Source organism: Mesorhizobium sp. B2-3-2 (assembly GCF_006442295.1).
Taxonomy (GTDB): domain Bacteria; phylum Pseudomonadota; class Alphaproteobacteria; order Rhizobiales; family Rhizobiaceae; genus Mesorhizobium.
The window spans coordinates 432,090-447,687 of the sequence record NZ_VFWA01000001.1 but is presented as its reverse complement, the minus strand read 5'-3'; the positions used below and the strand labels follow the sequence as shown (position 1 = coordinate 447,687).

The following is a 15,598-nucleotide window of genomic DNA, read 5'->3' as shown; positions in this document are numbered from 1 at the left end:
AGATATGAAAAATCCCGCGCCGTCTTTCGACCGCGCGGGATTCTTTTATTCAGAAAATCAGTTCGAAGGGCTGAAATCCTAGAAGAAGCCTTTCCGCTGCCACCAGCCGGCGCGCTTCGGCTTCTCTTCGGTCTTGGTTTCCGGCTCTTCGGCGACGGTCGAGGAAACCACCGGCACGACCGGAGCATCGATGGCCGCCGGCTTGCGTCGCGACGGACGGGCCTTCGGTGTGTCCTCGGCCGTCGCTGCCGCTGCCTCGTCCGATGCCGTGGCTGGCGTCTCGGCGGGTGCCGGAACGGCCAGTTCAGCAGTCGGCTCCTCGGCGACAGCCTCGACGGCTGCCTTCTTCGGCTTGGCTGCACGCCGCGGCTTCTTGGGCTTCTCGGCGGTCGTCGCCTCGTCGCTTACCGGAGCCATCGGCTCTTCGACAGCGGCGATTGCTGCCGGCTCGATCGCAGGCTCGCTTTCGGAAGCATCGACCCCGGAAGGCTCGGTCGCTTCATCGACGCTCGCCTCGGCCTCGCCTTCGCCGTCCTCGCGCCGGTTGCGCTTGCCACCGCGTTTGCCGCGGCGACGCTTCTTGCCCTGGCCCTCGTCGGATGCTTCCGCCGTTTCGGCCGTTCCGGCTGCGGAGACCGGAGCCTCGTCGCCGGCTTGCGCCTCGTCACGACTCACTGGGCTTTCCGACGTGGACAAATCGTCGGCCTGCGCGGACACGGAAGCACCGTCGGTGTGGCCATGTTCACGATCGCGATCCTTGCCGCCGCGGCGTCTGCGACGCTTGCGGCGCTTGCGGTCGCGGCCTTCGCCCTCTTCGCCGGGCCTCTGCTGGTGCTGACCTTGCTGCGGCTGACGCGGCTGCTCGGCCTGGGCCGGTGCCTCGTCTTCCTCCTCGGCGATGGTCTCATCCTCGGGCTCTTCCGGTTCGACATAGGCCGGCAGGGTGCGCGCTTCGACGAAGCCTTCCGGCTTTTCGGCCAGCGCGCCGCGGAAGATCGCATAATGCTGCGAACCGACCGTGTCGTCGGCCTCAAGCGTGATGGTCAGGCCGAAGCGGCTTTCCAGTTCCACCAGCGTGCCGCGCTTGTGGTTGAGCACATAGAGCGCGGTCGCCGCGGGCGTGCGAACCGTGATGTGGCTGCGCGAATCCTTGAGCAGGAACTCCTCGATCGCCCTGACCACCATCAGTGCGACAGACGAATCGGAGCGCACATGGCCGGTGCCGCCGCAATGCGGGCAAGGCTTCATGGTCGATTCCAGCACGCTGGCGCGGATGCGCTGGCGCGACATCTCCATCAGGCCAAAATGCGAGATGCGGCCGACCTGGATGCGCGCGCGGTCGTTCTTGAGGTGATCCTTCAACCGCTTCTCGACGGCGCGGTTGTTGCGGTTCTCCTCCATGTCGATGAAGTCGATGACGATCAGGCCGGCAAGGTCGCGCAGCCTCAGCTGGCGGGCGACTTCCTCCGCTGCTTCCAGATTGGTGTGGAGCGCGGTGTCCTCGATCGAGTGCTCCTTGGTCGAGCGGCCCGAATTGACGTCGATGGCGACCAGCGCCTCGGTCTGGTTGATGATGATGTAGCCGCCGCTCTTCAGCGTCACTTGCGGCTGCAGCATGCGGTCAAGCTGCGCCTCTATGCCGTTGCGCACGAAGATCGGGGTCGTATCGCGGAACGGCTGAACCACCTTGGCGTGGCTCGGCATCAGCATGCGCATGAAGTCCTTGGCCTCGCGGTAGCCCTCTTCGCCGGAGACGAGGATCTCATCGATGTCCTTGTTATAGAGGTCGCGCACCGAACGCTTGATCAGGCTGCCTTCCTCGTAGACGAGGGCAGGGGCGGTGGACTGGAGCGTGAGATTGCGCACGTTCTCCCAAAGCCGCATCAGATATTCATAATCGCGCTTGATCTCTGCCTTGGTGCGGCTCTCGCCTGCGGTGCGCAGGATGACGCCCATGCCTTGCGGCACTTCGAGATCGGCGACCACTTCCTTGAGGCGCTTGCGGTCGACAGCACTGGTGATCTTGCGCGAAATTCCGCCGCCGCGCGCCGTGTTCGGCATCAGCACGGAATAGCGGCCGGCAAGCGACAGATAGGTGGTGAGCGCTGCGCCCTTGTTGCCGCGCTCTTCCTTGACGACCTGCACCAGCAGGATCTGGCGGCGTTTGATCACTTCCTGGATCTTGTACTGGCGGCGCATCGGCTTACGGCGGTTGCGCGCTTCCTCCAGGGCATCCTCGGCGCCGACCGATTCGACCTCGTGATCGTCCGGATGCGAAGACTGAACCTCTTCCAGCATGCCGCGATCATCGTCGCTGGATTCACTGCCCTGTTCCGTCTGCGGGACAGGTTCGGAAATCACTTCGGCGTCGACGGAGGCGGCGATCGACGTCGGACCGCCCTCGCGGGTCTCGCCTTCGTTCTGTCCAGAAGATTCCTCGCTCTGCTCGGGGGAGGCTTCGCCACGATTGGATGCATCCGCGGCCTGTTCCGAGATATCGGCCGCATGTTCGATGGTTTCCGAACCGTGGGAAGCGTTCTCCGAGACGGCGTCGTTGCCATTGTCGGCGTCGCCTGCCTCGCTGGCCGTTTCGGTTGCCTCGTCGGCATCTGCCCCGCCCGCATCGCGCTTGTGTTCTGCGCGGTCGCGGCCCTTGCCGCCGCGCCGGCGCCCGCGCCGGCCGCGATCGCGGCTCTGGCGGTCGTCGCCTTCGCCGTCCTCATCGTCCTCGTCCTCGTCTTCCTGCGCTTCAGCACGCAGCAGCGCCTGACGGTCGGCGACGGGGATCTGGTAGTAGTCGGGGTGTATTTCACTGAAGGCGAGGAAACCGTGACGGTTGCCGCCATATTCGACAAAGGCTGCCTGAAGGGAGGGTTCGACGCGCGTTACGCGGGCGAGATAGATGTTTCCTTTGAGCTGCTTCTTGTCCTGTGATTCAAAGTCGAATTCTTCGATACGATTACCGCGTACGACGACAACGCGTGTTTCCTCCGGGTGGGAGGCGTCTATCAGCATTTTGTTGGGCATTATTTCGTTTCCCCCCGGCAGCCGTCAGCCGCAGCTTGCGGCGCAAAGGCCGCTGCTGTGTGTCTGGATGAATGTGGGTGCCGGATGTCTGAATGTCCGCCGGACGGTGCCTGCGCGCCATGGCGGTGCCGCCCGCAGCCATATTGGCGCGGTTTGATGCGGACCTTTCCATGATTGCGCTTGAAGCCATCGTCACCAGCAGAACCTTTTGAACCAAAGCCCGGAAACCGGACCAGCTTGTTTGCTCATACAGAGCCGGCGCGGGACAAACCCGGCCGTTTTCCTCACGCAGGCGATTCCCCCGCCACGGGCGCACACCTGCGAAATTCGTCGCGATCACCTGAACCCTTCTCGCATGGAGCGAAAGGAGCCGCCTTTCGTCTCACCTGTAGCGGGAAGCTGCGGAGGAGGGCGGTTCCAGGATTGCAGTGATCCACTATCGCTTTTATGATTTGGCGGGTTGGAAGGCAACCCCGATTTCCGACGCCGGCAAAAGCGGTTCCGGCACGGAAGCATGGGTCCGGGCCTCGCGTGAAAAGGCTTGGTTAACCTTCTCTGGATACCAATCGTTAATCGAGTTCGCGGCCTAACCGGCACTTCGACTACATGACCGGGCGCCTTGGCGCCAAACCGGGAGCGACTGCAAAGAGATGGGATTGGCAGGCTTCACAGACAAGGGCAGTCGTGCCGGCGGCCGTTTGCTCGCGATCTTCTGCCTCCTGCTGTCGATGACCATTTCGTTGGTCGCCAACGCCGCCGATGCCCCGCTCACGGCAACCGGTTACAAGATGGCGGGCGATGCCACCAAGATGCGCATCGTCATGAATTTCGACCGTGAGCCCGACGTCAAATGGTTCCTCTTGCGCGGGCCCAATCGTTTGGTCATCGATCTGGCGAATACCAGATTGGCCATCAATGCCAAGGATTTGAAGCCTCGCGGGCTGGTCAAGGGCGTGCGCCTGGGTGAGTTGGAGGCAGGCGTGTCGCGGCTGGTTCTCACCGGCAAGGGGCCGTTCGCGGTCGACAAGCTCGATGTTCTCAAGAACGAGGACGGCGCGGGCTACCGCATCGCCATCGACATGTCGGCGGCCTCCGAACGCGAGTTCGACACTGCCCTTGCCAATCAGGCGCTGACCACCGGTTCCACGGTTTCGACCGACAAGGGCGGGCGGGTCGGCACCGGGCCGGTCTCCAATCCGGGCCATCGCTTCACCGTCGTCATCGATCCGGGCCATGGCGGCGTCGATGGCGGTGCCGAGGGCCTGAACGGCACAGTCGAAAAGAACGTCACGCTGGCTTTCGCCACGGAACTGCGCGACAAGCTCGCCGCCGTCGGCAGATACGATGTCTTCATGACGCGCGACACCGACGAATATTTGCGGCTGGACGACCGCGTGCGCATCGCCCGTCAGCATGAGGCCGACCTGCTCATCTCCATCCATGCCGACACCATCAGCCTCAAGGGTATCCGGGGCGCGACCGTCTATACCGTTTCCGACAAGGCTTCGGATCCGGAAGCACAGGCGCTTGCCGATCGTGAAAATCTCTCCGACCAGTTCGCCGGCATGGAGATCAAGGACGACAACAAGGAAGTTACCGATATCCTGATCGACCTGATCCGCCGCGAGACTCACACCTTCTCGATGAGTTTCGCCCACACGCTGGTTGGCCAACTGTCCACCAGTGTCGGCCTCATCAACAATCCGCAGCGCTCCGCGGGATTCAAGGTGCTGAAAGCGCCTGACGTCCCGTCCGTGCTGGTCGAACTCGGCTATCTCTCGAACGCCAAGGACGAGGCGCAGCTGCTCAACGCCGACTGGCGCGGCAAGGCGGCGCAAAGCATCACCAACGCCGTCGCCCTGTTCGCTTCCGCGCGTGCCGGAACGGGAACCGGGGGCTGAAATGCCTGACGACGCCTGCAACCACAGGCAGCGTTGCGCAACGACAACACCCGACGCTTTTATTTGCTGCTTTCGGCCACGAAATCCGGCCTTGCCGTATTTTGCCCACATGGCGGCGACATGGGTTTTCGATTACGGGTTGGGACCGGCTCGAAAGCTTGCGCGGAAGGCGGCTTCGTCTAGGAAATTCCCGAACCAAGGACTGGAGCGGGCATGATTCGTCTCATTGGCTATTTCTTCGGCATCGGCACGACGCTGGCCCTGCTGGTCGCGGCGGGCGTTGCCATCTATATCGGCCATTTGTCGAAGGATCTGCCCGACTACGAGGTGCTGGCCAAATACGAGCCGCCGGTGACGACCCGCATCCATGCCTCGGACGGCGCGCTGATGGCCGAGTACGCGCGCGAGCGGCGCTTGTACCTGCCGATCCAGGCCATCCCCGACCGCGTCAAAGCGGCCTTCCTGTCGGCCGAGGACAAGAACTTCTACAATCACCCCGGCATTGATGTGACCGGCCTCGGCCGCGCCATCATCGTCAACCTGCAGAATTTCGGCTCGGGCAGGCGTCAGGTTGGCGCCTCGACGATCACCCAGCAGGTGGCGAAGAATTTTCTGCTGACCTCGGACCAGACCTACGAGCGCAAGATCAAGGAAATGATCCTCGCCTTCCGCATCGAGCAGGCCTATTCCAAGGACCGCATTCTCGAACTTTACCTCAACGAAATCTTCTTCGGTTTCGGCGCCTATGGCGTTGCGGGTGCCGCGCTCACCTATTTCGACAAGTCGGTGAACGAACTGACCGTGGCCGAGGCCGCCTATCTGGCCTCGCTGCCCAAGGGGCCGAACAATTATCACCCCTTCAAGCATGCCGACCGCGCGCTTGAGCGCCGCAACTGGGTCATCGACCAGATGGTCGAGAACGGCTACGTCACGCGCGAGGAGGGCGACAAGGCCAAGGCGGAGCCCCTCGGCGTCACGCCGCGCCGCAACGGCACCTATCTGTTCGCCGGCGAATACTTCACCGAGGAGGTGCGCCGCCAGATCATCGCCCGCTACGGCGAGAACGCGCTTTATGAAGGCGGCCTGTCCGTCCGCACCACGCTCGACCCGAAGATCCAGCTCATCGCCCGCAAGGCGATGCAGAACGGCTTGATCAAATACGACACGCTGCGCGGCTACCGCGGGCCGCTAAAGACGATCGACGTGTCCGGCGACTGGGGTGTGCCGCTGGGCAATGTGAAGGGGCTGGAAGACGTTCCCGAATGGAAGCTCGCAGTCGTGCTCGACAGTTCGGCATCCGGCCTGTCGATTGGCTTGCAGCCGGCACGCCAGGCGTCGGGCGACATCGTCAAGGAGCGCGTCGAAGGCACCGTCAGCAAGGAAGACATGGGCTTTGCCATGCGCCATGTGGTCGGCGGCAAGACGGTCAGGGCCAAGTCGCCGGCCGATGTGCTGAAGCCGGGCGACGTCATCTTCGTCCAGAAGAACGAAGGCTCCGACGACGCCTACAGCCTGCGCCAGGTCCCCGAAGTGGAAGGCGGCCTGATCGCCATGGATCCGCACACCGGCCGCGTGCTGGCCATGGTCGGCGGCTTCTCCTACGCGCAGTCGGAGTTCAACCGCGCCACCCAAGCCATGCGCCAGCCCGGCTCTTCGTTCAAGCCGATCGTCTATTCCGCGGCGCTCGACAACGGCTATACGCCGGCATCTGTGATCATGGACGGGCCGATCACCATCCAGAGCGGCAACACGACCTGGACGCCGAAGAACTACGACGGCACGGTTGCCGGTCCGGCAACCCTGCGCTCCGGCATCGAAAAGTCGCGCAATCTGATGACTGTGCGCCTCGCCAACGACATGGGCATGAAGCTGGTCGTCGAATATGCCGAGCGCTTCGGCGTCTATGACCATCTGGCGCCGTATTTGCCGATGGCGCTGGGTTCCGGCGAGACGACGGTGATGCGCATGGTTTCGGCCTATTCGATCATGGCCAATGGCGGCAAGTCGATCAAGCCGACACTGATCGACCGTATCCAGGACCGCTACGGCAAGACCGTCTTCAAGCAGGACGAACGTGGCTGCGAGGGCTGCAACGCGGCCGAATGGCAGAACCAGCCGGAACCCGAGCTTGTCGATAATTCCGAACAGGTGCTCGATCCGATGACCGCCTACCAGATCACGTCGATGATGGAAGGCGTCGTCCAGCGCGGCACCGGCGCCACCATCGCCGAGCTCGGACGCCACATCGCCGGCAAGACCGGCACCACCAACGACGAAAAGGACGCCTGGTTCATCGGCTACACGCCGAACCTCGTCGTCGGCCTCTATATGGGCTACGACACGCCGCGCGGCCTTGGCCATGGCGCCACCGGCGGCGGCCTCGCCGCCCCTATCTTCAAGGATTTCATGCGCGTGGCGCTGGATGGCACGCCCAATGTCGACTTCAAGGTTCCCGAAGGCATGAATCTGGTCGCCATCAACCGCAAGACAGGCATGCGGGCCAATTCGGGCGATCCCGGTACCATCATCGAAGCCTTCAAGCCGGGCACCGGTCCAGCCGACAGCTATTGGGTGATCGGCATGGGCGCCGACGGGTCCAATGCCTCCGGCGGCGCGCTGTCGCCTCAGGCCAACCAGGCCATCCAGTCGGGCGGCGGCGGTCTCTACTGACGGGGATGAAAATGCAGGGTTGGGCCGGCCCCGGGCCGGTCCAATTTGCTTTACAGGCGGCGGCGCCGTCCCTATGTATCGCGCCGACCAGGCGTCACTTTCAGCAACAGGATAAAACACCAGGCCATGCGCGCGGAAACGCAGAATATTGTCGACGAGATCAGGCAGGCGATTACCCTGCTGAGGAGGCATCTTTGACTGGGATCAGGCCATAAAGCGGCTTGAATACCTGAATGTCCGCGCCGAGGACGCCAGCCTCTGGAACGAACCGCTGGAAGCGCAGAAGCTGATGCGCGAGCGCCAGGGCCTCGAAGAAGGCATCGCGGCGGTCAGGGGCCTGACCCAGGCGCTTGAAGACAATATCGGCCTGATCGAACTCGGCGAGGAAGAGGGCGACGAGAGCGTCGTTGCCGAGGCTGAGGCCGCGATCCGCTCGATGCAAGGCGAGGCGAAGGCCCGCCAGGTCGAGACGCTGCTGTCGGGCGAAGCCGACGCCAACGACACCTATCTCGAAATCCACGCAGGCGCCGGCGGCACCGAAAGCCAGGACTGGGCCTCGATGTTGCTGCGCATGTACACGCGCTGGGCCGAGCGCCGCCGCTTCAAGGTAGAGGTGCTGGAAGTGCATGACGGCGAAGAGGCCGGCATCAAGTCCGCGACGCTGCTGATCAAGGGCCACAATGCCTATGGCTGGCTGAAGACGGAGTCCGGCGTCCATCGCCTGGTGCGCATTTCACCCTATGACAGCAACGCGCGCCGGCACACATCCTTCGCCAGCGTCTGGGTCTATCCTGTCATCGACGATACGATCGAGATCGACGTTTCCGAATCCGACGTGCGCATCGACACCTATCGTTCGTCCGGTTCAGGCGGCCAGCACGTCAACACCACCGATTCGGCGGTGCGCATTACCCATCTCGCCACCGGCATCGCGGTCGCCTGCCAGGCCGAACGCTCGCAGCACAAAAATCGGGCAAAGGCCTGGGAGATGCTGCGCTCGCGGCTTTACGAGGAAGAGCTGAAAAAGCGCGAAGCCGTCGCCAACGCCACCGAAGCATCGAAGAGCGACATTGGCTGGGGTCACCAGATCCGCTCCTACGTGCTGCAGCCCTATCAGCTGGTGAAGGATCTGCGTACTGGCGTCGAAAGCACCAGCCCGTCGAGCGTGCTCGACGGCGACCTCGATGACTTCATGGAAGCCTCGCTGTCGCAACGCATCGAGGGTGGTTCTGGAGAAGCAGTGGCGGACCTGGATTAGGGCCGGCACCTACAGTGCCACACATTTGGATTGGATGATGGCTCGCAAGCTTGTTGGAAAGTGCTTCTGCGGCGCGATGCACTATGCGGTCGCTGACGAGTTCCTGTACGCGGCGAATTGCCATTGCTCGAACTGCCGGCGCACGACAGGTTCGGCTTTCAAGCCCTTCGCGGGCATCGAACGCGCCAAGTTTTTCCTGACCAAGGGCCACGACATGTTGCTGGTCTTCGGCGACGACAACGGCCATGACGCGCACTGCAAGCGGTGCGGTTCGCTGCTCTATTCGGTCGTGCGTGAGGGCGCCTTCGTCCATGTCGCGATGGGAACGCTCGTCGACGACCCGAGCATCCGTCCGACCGAGCATATCTTCGTCGGTTCCAAGGCGCGGTGGTATACGATCAACGACGACCTGCCGCAGTATGACGAACACGTGATCGCAGGACCTGCCGGCGAATAGGCCGGAACTTCTCTCGCTGAATCTCGTTATCTGCGATCCCGTCTTCTGGGCATGGCTGTGCCTGCCTATCCACTCGAGAGACGGCGCCTGTTTTCTGTTGCCGATGCGCGGCATTCAGCCTGCGACGTCGGCATGCAGTGGTTTCTTGCGCCGACTCACAAATCGGCTCACCATCCATGGTCGAGGGGAGACAAAAGCATCTATGGCCGGGCGCGGCAGAACTACCCGCTGACGATCCGGCCGCTGGGAAGACACGTTTCAGGAACGGGCAAGCGAAACGCTTGATGCTCGTCGAAAGGAGCGCTTCCATGTCTGCTGCCCCATCAAGATCGGCTCGGGCCGCGGTGGGCCGACTCATGCTCTGCCTGCTTGCAATCGGAGCGATTGCGTTGCCGATGGCGTCTGCCTTCGCCCACGATGCCAAGCCTACAGCGGCGAAGCCGCTGGGTTGGAGCTATCCGTTCGCATGCTGTGCCAATTACGACTGCCGCACGGCCCATACAGGCGAGGTTTTGGAAAAACCCGAGGGTTATGTGATCGCCGGGACAGGGGAAGTTGTCCCGATGACCGACAAGCGTGTGAAGGACAGCCCGGACGGCGAATTCCACTGGTGCGCGCATCAAGCGGGTCTCGACGCCGGTAAGACGATCTGCCTGTTCGTGCCGCCGCGCTCCTACTGAGCCGGAGAGACGCAGCGGCGACCGGCCCGGGGCGATGGGCGGCGGGCCGCCTGCTGAAGGACGGTTGCCAGGACGGCTCCTTTGTGTTGCGCTGCCTGCGGGCGGCGGACAAGGGAGAGGTGACGTTCATGACCATCAAGGGAAGCTGCCACTGCAAGGCGACGATATTCGAGGTTTCGCAAGCACCGCAGACGCTGACGCAGTGCACCTGTTCGTTCTGTTCGAAGCGCGGTTCGCTCTGGGCCTACTACACTCCGGCGCAGTTCAAGCTCCTCACGCCGCAGAAGAATGTTTCCTTCTATCTGTGGGGATCGAAGACCGTTAAGCACGGCTTTTGCGACACCTGCGGCTGCGGGACCTTCACCGAAACACCGGACTGGTCGAGCGGAGAGCCGGATTTCGACAATCCCAAAATCAGCGTCAACTCGCGGCTGTTTGACGATTTCGATCTGGACAAGGTGGAAGTGGTGGTCATCGACGGCAAGAATCTCTGGTAGATTCTCGGATGCCCAATCGGGAAATTTGTGCCCGGGGGAAAAGCCATGGCCGGCGCTTTTCCCGTTCCGTTTTTCGCCGCATTTCATGGTACAAGTCGCGCGAAGGGCTGATTTGGCGCCACCGCAAGGCGTGACTTGGAGAGGGACAATCTATGAAGAAGACCGTGCTCGTCGTCGTGGCGACGGCTGTGCTGGTGAGCGCCTGCACCACCACCGATCCGTATACCGGCGACCAGAAGATTTCCAACACCGCGGCCGGTGCCGGCCTCGGCGCTCTGGCCGGCGCCAGCCTTGGCCTGCTTGCCGGCGGCAATGATCGCCGCAACGCGCTGATCGGCGCCGGCATCGGCGCGCTGGCCGGCGGCGCCATCGGCGCCACCATGGACCAGAACGAAGCCGAACTGCGCCGGCAGTTGGAGGGCACAGGCGTCAGCGTAACCCGCTCCGGCGACCAGATCATCCTCAATATGCCGTCCGATATCACCTTCAACGTCGATCAGGACGCGGTGAAGCCCAGCTTCTACCAGGTGCTGAATTCGGTCGCGCTGGTGCTGAAGAAGTTCAAGCAGACCACGGTCGACGTGTTCGGTCATACCGATTCGACCGGCGGCGACGAGCACAATTTCGATCTGTCGCAGCGCCGTGCGCTGGCGGTCGCCAACTACCTGGCCGGCCAGGGCGTCGATTCGCGCCGCTTCGCCGTCACCGGCTTCGGCAAGACCCGTCCGATCGCGTCCAATGCCACGGCCGAGGGCCGCGCCCAAAACCGCCGCGTCGAGATCCAGCTTTCGCCGCTCACCTGAGCAGCATCGATCAGAATGCAAAAACGGCCTCGCAAGGGGCCGTTTTGTTTGCAAAATGCGACCGATGGTGAGGCCTGCGGCCCCGGGTTCTTCTATAATGTTGCGGTGGGGTCGGCTTATCGACCGTCATTCATTGGATCAGGCGCTGCCGCCGGACGACATGGGCAACGATCAGTCCATGAATGAGCAGCCCGACCGCAAATCCAAGGACATGGAAGCCCGTTCCCGAACCGGAAAGCGTCAGGATCGACCAGATGGATGTGGGTAAGAACAAGACAATTGCGGTGATGAGCCCCGGGTTATAGCTGCGCATCCTGATTGCCTGCGCGATGTGAACGAAAGCGTTGATCAGGGTGGTGTAGGCGGCGATCAGCCCTATCCCGGCATTGACCGTGACAGCGAGGGTGAAAACCAGGGAGTAGATGCCCCATACACCCGGTACGTTGATCACAAAGACATCGAAACGCGTAAGCAGCGGCGCCCCGCCGCCGAGCATCTTGTTGACAAAAAGCCGGAACCGGTCGTCCGCATGCTCCTCGTATTGGTGGAGCATGTAAATCGGGATCAGCAGGAAGACGGCGAGTTCGGCTGTCTTTAATCGAGCGGCCAGCCCGATCGCCACCACGCACAGAGTGAGGCCGGCAAGCACGCCACCATAGACCCAATCTTCCACCAGACGCTTCATCACGCCATCTTCGGCGACGCCGTGCGTCCTTGCAACACACGACGATATCAGGCCTTGGCAACGATGCGCATGAAGGCCGGTGTGTCGTCGCCGAAGCCAACGGTCGCATGGCTCGGCGATTACGGCAACAGCTTCGCCGGCCGCGACCGGCCGCTCTCAGATTGAGATTGGCGTGCCAGAGAATTAGCTAGTCCTAAATAACCGCTTTCCCGCAGCCATGGAAAGGAATAGCATCGTCGCTGTTCCGGAGGGGATGAGGCGGTACACCCGGCCGCGCAATAAGCATTTTTCAGCCTCGGTCTTGCACGGCCAGATCAGAAAAATCTGGGAGGAATGCATGACAAGAACAGCCGGCCTTGGGCGCTGCGGCGTCCTCGCTTTAACAAGTCTTGTGAGCGCATGGTTGGGCGTCGCGGCGGCTCGGGCCGAGGACGCGAATAAAGCTGACATCGACGCCTTGAAAAAGTCGCTCGCCAAATATGAGGACTACACCGCCGCCGTCCGCGACCTTTATCTGTCGACGGTCGGCTGCGTCTACTATAGCGGAGAAAAGATATCCGGAGCGATGTATTACCCGAAAGGCGCCATGGGCATCCATTTCGTCAACGTCCCAAGTGTCGGCCAGAAACTCGACCCGATGCACCCCAATGTGCTGATCTATGAGCCGACGAAAAACGGTCTGCGCCTGGTCGGGGCGGAATGGCTGGTGCCGCTGACGCCGGACCTCAAAGAGCCGCCGAAGCTGTTTGGCCAAACCTTCATGGGTCCGATGGAGGGACACTATCCGCTCATCCCGAGGGAGTTCGTCCACTACGATCTTCACGCCTGGCTGGGTGATAATCCGAACGGCATGTTCAGTCCGACGAACCCGAACGTGAAATGCAACAAGGCCGAGTTTCCGATGTTGGAGAAGCCGACCAAGATGATGCCTGGGCCGATGTAACGGCCAGCCCGGCCAGGAGCTTGCCGGGAGGGCAAGCCGGATGGCCGTCTTGCCTGGAACTAGTCGTCGGTCAGCCCTTGGCGACGATACGCATGAAGGCCGGCATGTCGTCGCCGAAGCCGACGGTGCCGTCGTTTTCGTCGTCTCGGTTGCGGGCAGGGCGACGGTCATCTCGCTGAGGCCTGGTGTCGCCGCGCTCCGGTGCACGCTGCTCGCTGCGCGCCGCGGAGCCCTTGCGCCCGGAATTTTCCGAGCGGATAGCGTCCTTGCGCGTGCGCCGCTCACCGATGTCGGCGACCGTTTCTTCGGCCACGACCGGCTGTTCCTCGCGCACGGTTTCCGGTGCCGCGTCTTCGCTGTGCTTGGCCTGGCGTCCGCCTCTCTTGCGCTCGCCCCTATCCTGGCGGTCGTCGTCCTTGCGGCCGGCGCGGCGCGGCGCACCGCGGCCACGGCGCGGAGCTTCGTCCTCGCCTTCGCTGACCACCACCGTCGACAGGTCACCGTCATGCCATTCGATCTTGGTGCCGATCAGCCGTTCGATGGCGTCGATGTACTTGGTGTCGGACTTGGTCGCGATGGTAAAGGATTTTCCGGAGCGCCCGGCGCGGCCGGTACGGCCGATGCGGTGGACGTAATCCTCGGCGTGGATCGGAACGTCATAGTTGAAGACGTGGCTGACGTCTGGAATGTCGAGGCCGCGCGCCGCCACGTCGGAGGCGACCAGATACCGAAGCTTGCCGTCACGGAAATTGGCCAGCATCTGCATGCGTGCGCGCTGGTCCATGTCGCCATGCAGCGCGCCGGCGTCGAAATCATATTTCAGCAGCGAGCGGAACAGCTCCGACACCTCAATCTTGCGGTTGCAGAAGATGATGGCGTTCTTCAGCTCCGCATCCTCGGCCTTGATCAGGTTGCGCAGCGTCTCGCGCTTGTCCCAGGGTTTGGAACCGGACTTCACCAGCCGCTGGATGATGTTGGTGGCGGCGGAGGCAGCCTTTGAAACCTCGACGCGCACAGGCGCGTGCAGGAATTTTTCGGTGAGCTTGGTGATCTCGGGCGGCATCGTCGCCGAGAAGAAAAGCGTCTGCCGGGTGAAGGGGATCATCTCGCAGATGCGCTCGATGTCGGGAATGAAGCCCATGTCGAGCATGCGGTCGGCTTCGTCGATGACGAGGATCTCGACGCCGTTGAGCAAGAGCTTGCCGCGCTCGCGGTGGTCGAGCATGCGGCCGGGCGTCGCGATGAGCACGTCGGCGCCACGCTCCAGTTTCTTGTCCTGTTCGTCGAACGACACGCCGCCGATCAACAGTGCGATGTTGAGCTTGTGGTTCTTGCCGTATTTTATGAAGTTTTCCTCGACCTGCGCCGCAAGCTCGCGGGTCGGCTCCAGGATTAGCGTGCGCGGCATGCGGGCGCGGGCGCGGCCCTTTTCCAGTCGTGTCAGCATCGGCAGCACGAAGGAGGCCGTCTTGCCGGTACCGGTCTGCGCTATGCCCAGCACGTCCTTGCCCAGAAGGGCGTGCGGAATGGCGCCGGCCTGGATCGGCGTCGGCTTGAGGTAGCCGGCATCGGTGACTGCGGAAAGGACCTTCGGCGATAGGCCGAGGTCCGCGAAAGTCAACGCTTCTTGAGCGGTCTGGGTGTCTGAGGACAAGTTCTGGCTGTCTTTGGCTGTTCGGGGAAGCGCAACGGCATCCGTCGCGGCAGGCGCCGCGCGCCCGCAAGATCATCACTGCAACTAGGCGCAAGCCCGCGATTTGTCAACACAAACGGCCGGGAATGGCTCGATTGTGAAGTCGTAACCTTAATTGCTATGTCTGATCCGGCCGCTTATCCGCGCGCCGGCTCAATATCGGCTCAATAACGGAACTGTTCCGCCAGTATGCGTTCGTTCCACGAGTGATTGGGATCGAACAGCAAAGTTGCGGTCGCCGTCGCTGATTCCCGCACCGTCACGGAAGCCACGGCCTTGACTTCCGTATGGTCGGCGGCGGCGTTCACCGGCCGCTTTTCCGCCTCCAATATGTCGAAGCGCACGGTCGCCTTGTTGGAAAGCAAAGCGCCGCGCCAGCGGCGCGGGCGAAACGGGCTGACGGGGGTAAGCGCCAGCAGCGGCGCGTCGAGCGGAAGGATGGGCCCATGCGCCGAAAGATTGTAGGCGGTGGAACCGGCTGGCGTGGCGATCATCACGCCGTCGCAATTCAGTTCCTCGAGCCGTACCTGGTCGTCTATGGTGATGCGGATCTTGGCCGTCTGATAGGACTGGCGCCATAGCGCCACTTCATTGATGGCCAGCGCCGAGACGGTTTCGCCATCGGAGGTAACGGCCTGCATCTCCAGCGGGCGGATTGTTTCGGCGACCGCTGCCGCGATGCGCTCGGCGAGACCTCCGGAACGGTATTCGTTCATCAGGAAGCCGATGGTGCCACGGTTCATGCCGTAGACCTTTTTGCCGGTTCCCATCGTATCGCGCAAAGTTTGCAGCAGGAAACCGTCGCCGCCGAGCGCCACGACGACCTCGGCGTCCGCGACCGAATGCTGGCCATAGCGCGCCGACAGGCTTTCCAGCGCCGCTTTGGCGTCAGGCGTGCCGGACGAGACGAAGGCGATGCTGTTGGCGGCTTTGCTCATGGCTCTCCGACGATGACCGGTTGGCGGCTGGGCCGGGGTAGCATGG

The 15,598-nt window shown here is 62.7% G+C and carries 12 protein-coding genes; 8 read left to right on the top strand and 4 right to left on the bottom strand.

The genetic code is table 11. The features are described from left to right. Positions 1–78: 78 nt before the first annotated feature. Entirely contained in the window at positions 79–3,027 is a 2,949-nt protein-coding gene (locus FJ964_RS02185; protein WP_140548733.1) for a ribonuclease E/G, read from the bottom strand. A 650-nt stretch (positions 3,028–3,677) separates the two neighbouring features. Between FJ964_RS02185 and FJ964_RS02180 the strand changes: the two genes are divergently transcribed. The 7 genes from FJ964_RS02180 (at position 3,678) to FJ964_RS02150 (ending at position 11,293) form a co-directional block, all read left to right on the top strand. Beyond that, a complete protein-coding gene (locus tag FJ964_RS02180; protein WP_140548731.1) occupies positions 3,678–4,928 on the top strand; it encodes an N-acetylmuramoyl-L-alanine amidase in 1,251 nt (416 codons plus the stop codon). A gap of 213 nt (positions 4,929–5,141) precedes the next feature. Next, entirely contained in the window at positions 5,142–7,598 is a 2,457-nt protein-coding gene (locus FJ964_RS02175) for a penicillin-binding protein 1A (protein WP_140548729.1), read from the top strand. A 126-nt stretch (positions 7,599–7,724) separates the two neighbouring features. Next, positions 7,725–8,856, top strand: a protein-coding gene (gene prfB, locus FJ964_RS02170) for a peptide chain release factor 2 (RefSeq protein ID WP_140548727.1) whose coding sequence is annotated in 2 segments (ribosomal slippage) — positions 7,725–7,790 and positions 7,792–8,856 — 1,131 coding nt in all. Because the reading frame shifts where the segments join, the coding sequence is not laid out codon by codon here. 37 nt (positions 8,857–8,893) lie between these two features. Then, complete coding sequence (locus FJ964_RS02165) at positions 8,894–9,313, top strand: GFA family protein (protein ID WP_140548725.1); 420 nt, start codon at positions 8,894–8,896, stop codon at positions 9,311–9,313. Between the two features lie 308 nt (positions 9,314–9,621). Then, the gene (locus FJ964_RS02160; RefSeq protein WP_140548723.1) at positions 9,622–9,993 is read left to right on the top strand and encodes a hypothetical protein; all 372 of its coding nucleotides are present in this window, start codon (positions 9,622–9,624) and stop codon (positions 9,991–9,993) included. A gap of 128 nt (positions 9,994–10,121) precedes the next feature. Next, entirely contained in the window at positions 10,122–10,490 is a 369-nt protein-coding gene (locus FJ964_RS02155) for a GFA family protein (RefSeq protein WP_140548721.1), read from the top strand. A gap of 152 nt (positions 10,491–10,642) precedes the next feature. Beyond that, a complete protein-coding gene (locus FJ964_RS02150) occupies positions 10,643–11,293 on the top strand; it encodes an OmpA family protein (protein WP_140548719.1) in 651 nt (216 codons plus the stop codon). 130 nt (positions 11,294–11,423) lie between these two features. Here the strand turns inward: FJ964_RS02150 and FJ964_RS02145 are convergent, their stop codons facing one another. After that, positions 11,424–11,978: an HXXEE domain-containing protein gene (locus FJ964_RS02145; protein WP_210243355.1), complete on the bottom strand. Its 555-nt coding sequence runs from the start codon at positions 11,976–11,978 to the stop codon at positions 11,424–11,426. Positions 11,979–12,315: 337 nt separating this feature from the next. Here FJ964_RS02145 and FJ964_RS02140 point away from each other — a divergent pair, with 337 nt between their 5' ends. Beyond that, positions 12,316–12,921: a hypothetical protein gene (locus tag FJ964_RS02140; protein ID WP_140549370.1), complete on the top strand. Its 606-nt coding sequence runs from the start codon at positions 12,316–12,318 to the stop codon at positions 12,919–12,921. A 70-nt stretch (positions 12,922–12,991) separates the two neighbouring features. Here the strand turns inward: FJ964_RS02140 and FJ964_RS02135 are convergent, their stop codons facing one another. Continuing rightward, entirely contained in the window at positions 12,992–14,575 is a 1,584-nt protein-coding gene (locus tag FJ964_RS02135; RefSeq protein WP_181172335.1) for a DEAD/DEAH box helicase, read from the bottom strand. Positions 14,576–14,778: 203 nt separating this feature from the next. Further along, positions 14,779–15,552: an NAD kinase gene (locus FJ964_RS02130; RefSeq protein ID WP_140548715.1), complete on the bottom strand. Its 774-nt coding sequence runs from the start codon at positions 15,550–15,552 to the stop codon at positions 14,779–14,781. Positions 15,553–15,598 lie beyond the last annotated feature (46 nt).

Coding starts and splice junctions, on each gene's coding strand:
- FJ964_RS02185 (WP_140548733.1), bottom strand. CDS start 3,027: ATGCCCAACAAAATGCTGATAGACGCCTCCCACCCGGAGGAAACACGC.
- FJ964_RS02180 (WP_140548731.1), top strand. CDS start 3,678: ATGGGATTGGCAGGCTTCACAGACAAGGGCAGTCGTGCCGGCGGCCGT.
- FJ964_RS02175 (WP_140548729.1), top strand. CDS start 5,142: ATGATTCGTCTCATTGGCTATTTCTTCGGCATCGGCACGACGCTGGCC.
- FJ964_RS02165 (WP_140548725.1), top strand. CDS start 8,894: ATGGCTCGCAAGCTTGTTGGAAAGTGCTTCTGCGGCGCGATGCACTAT.
- FJ964_RS02160 (WP_140548723.1), top strand. CDS start 9,622: ATGTCTGCTGCCCCATCAAGATCGGCTCGGGCCGCGGTGGGCCGACTC.
- FJ964_RS02155 (WP_140548721.1), top strand. CDS start 10,122: ATGACCATCAAGGGAAGCTGCCACTGCAAGGCGACGATATTCGAGGTT.
- FJ964_RS02150 (WP_140548719.1), top strand. CDS start 10,643: ATGAAGAAGACCGTGCTCGTCGTCGTGGCGACGGCTGTGCTGGTGAGC.
- FJ964_RS02145 (WP_210243355.1), bottom strand. CDS start 11,978: ATGAAGCGTCTGGTGGAAGATTGGGTCTATGGTGGCGTGCTTGCCGGC.
- FJ964_RS02140 (WP_140549370.1), top strand. CDS start 12,316: ATGACAAGAACAGCCGGCCTTGGGCGCTGCGGCGTCCTCGCTTTAACA.
- FJ964_RS02130 (WP_140548715.1), bottom strand. CDS start 15,552: ATGAGCAAAGCCGCCAACAGCATCGCCTTCGTCTCGTCCGGCACGCCT.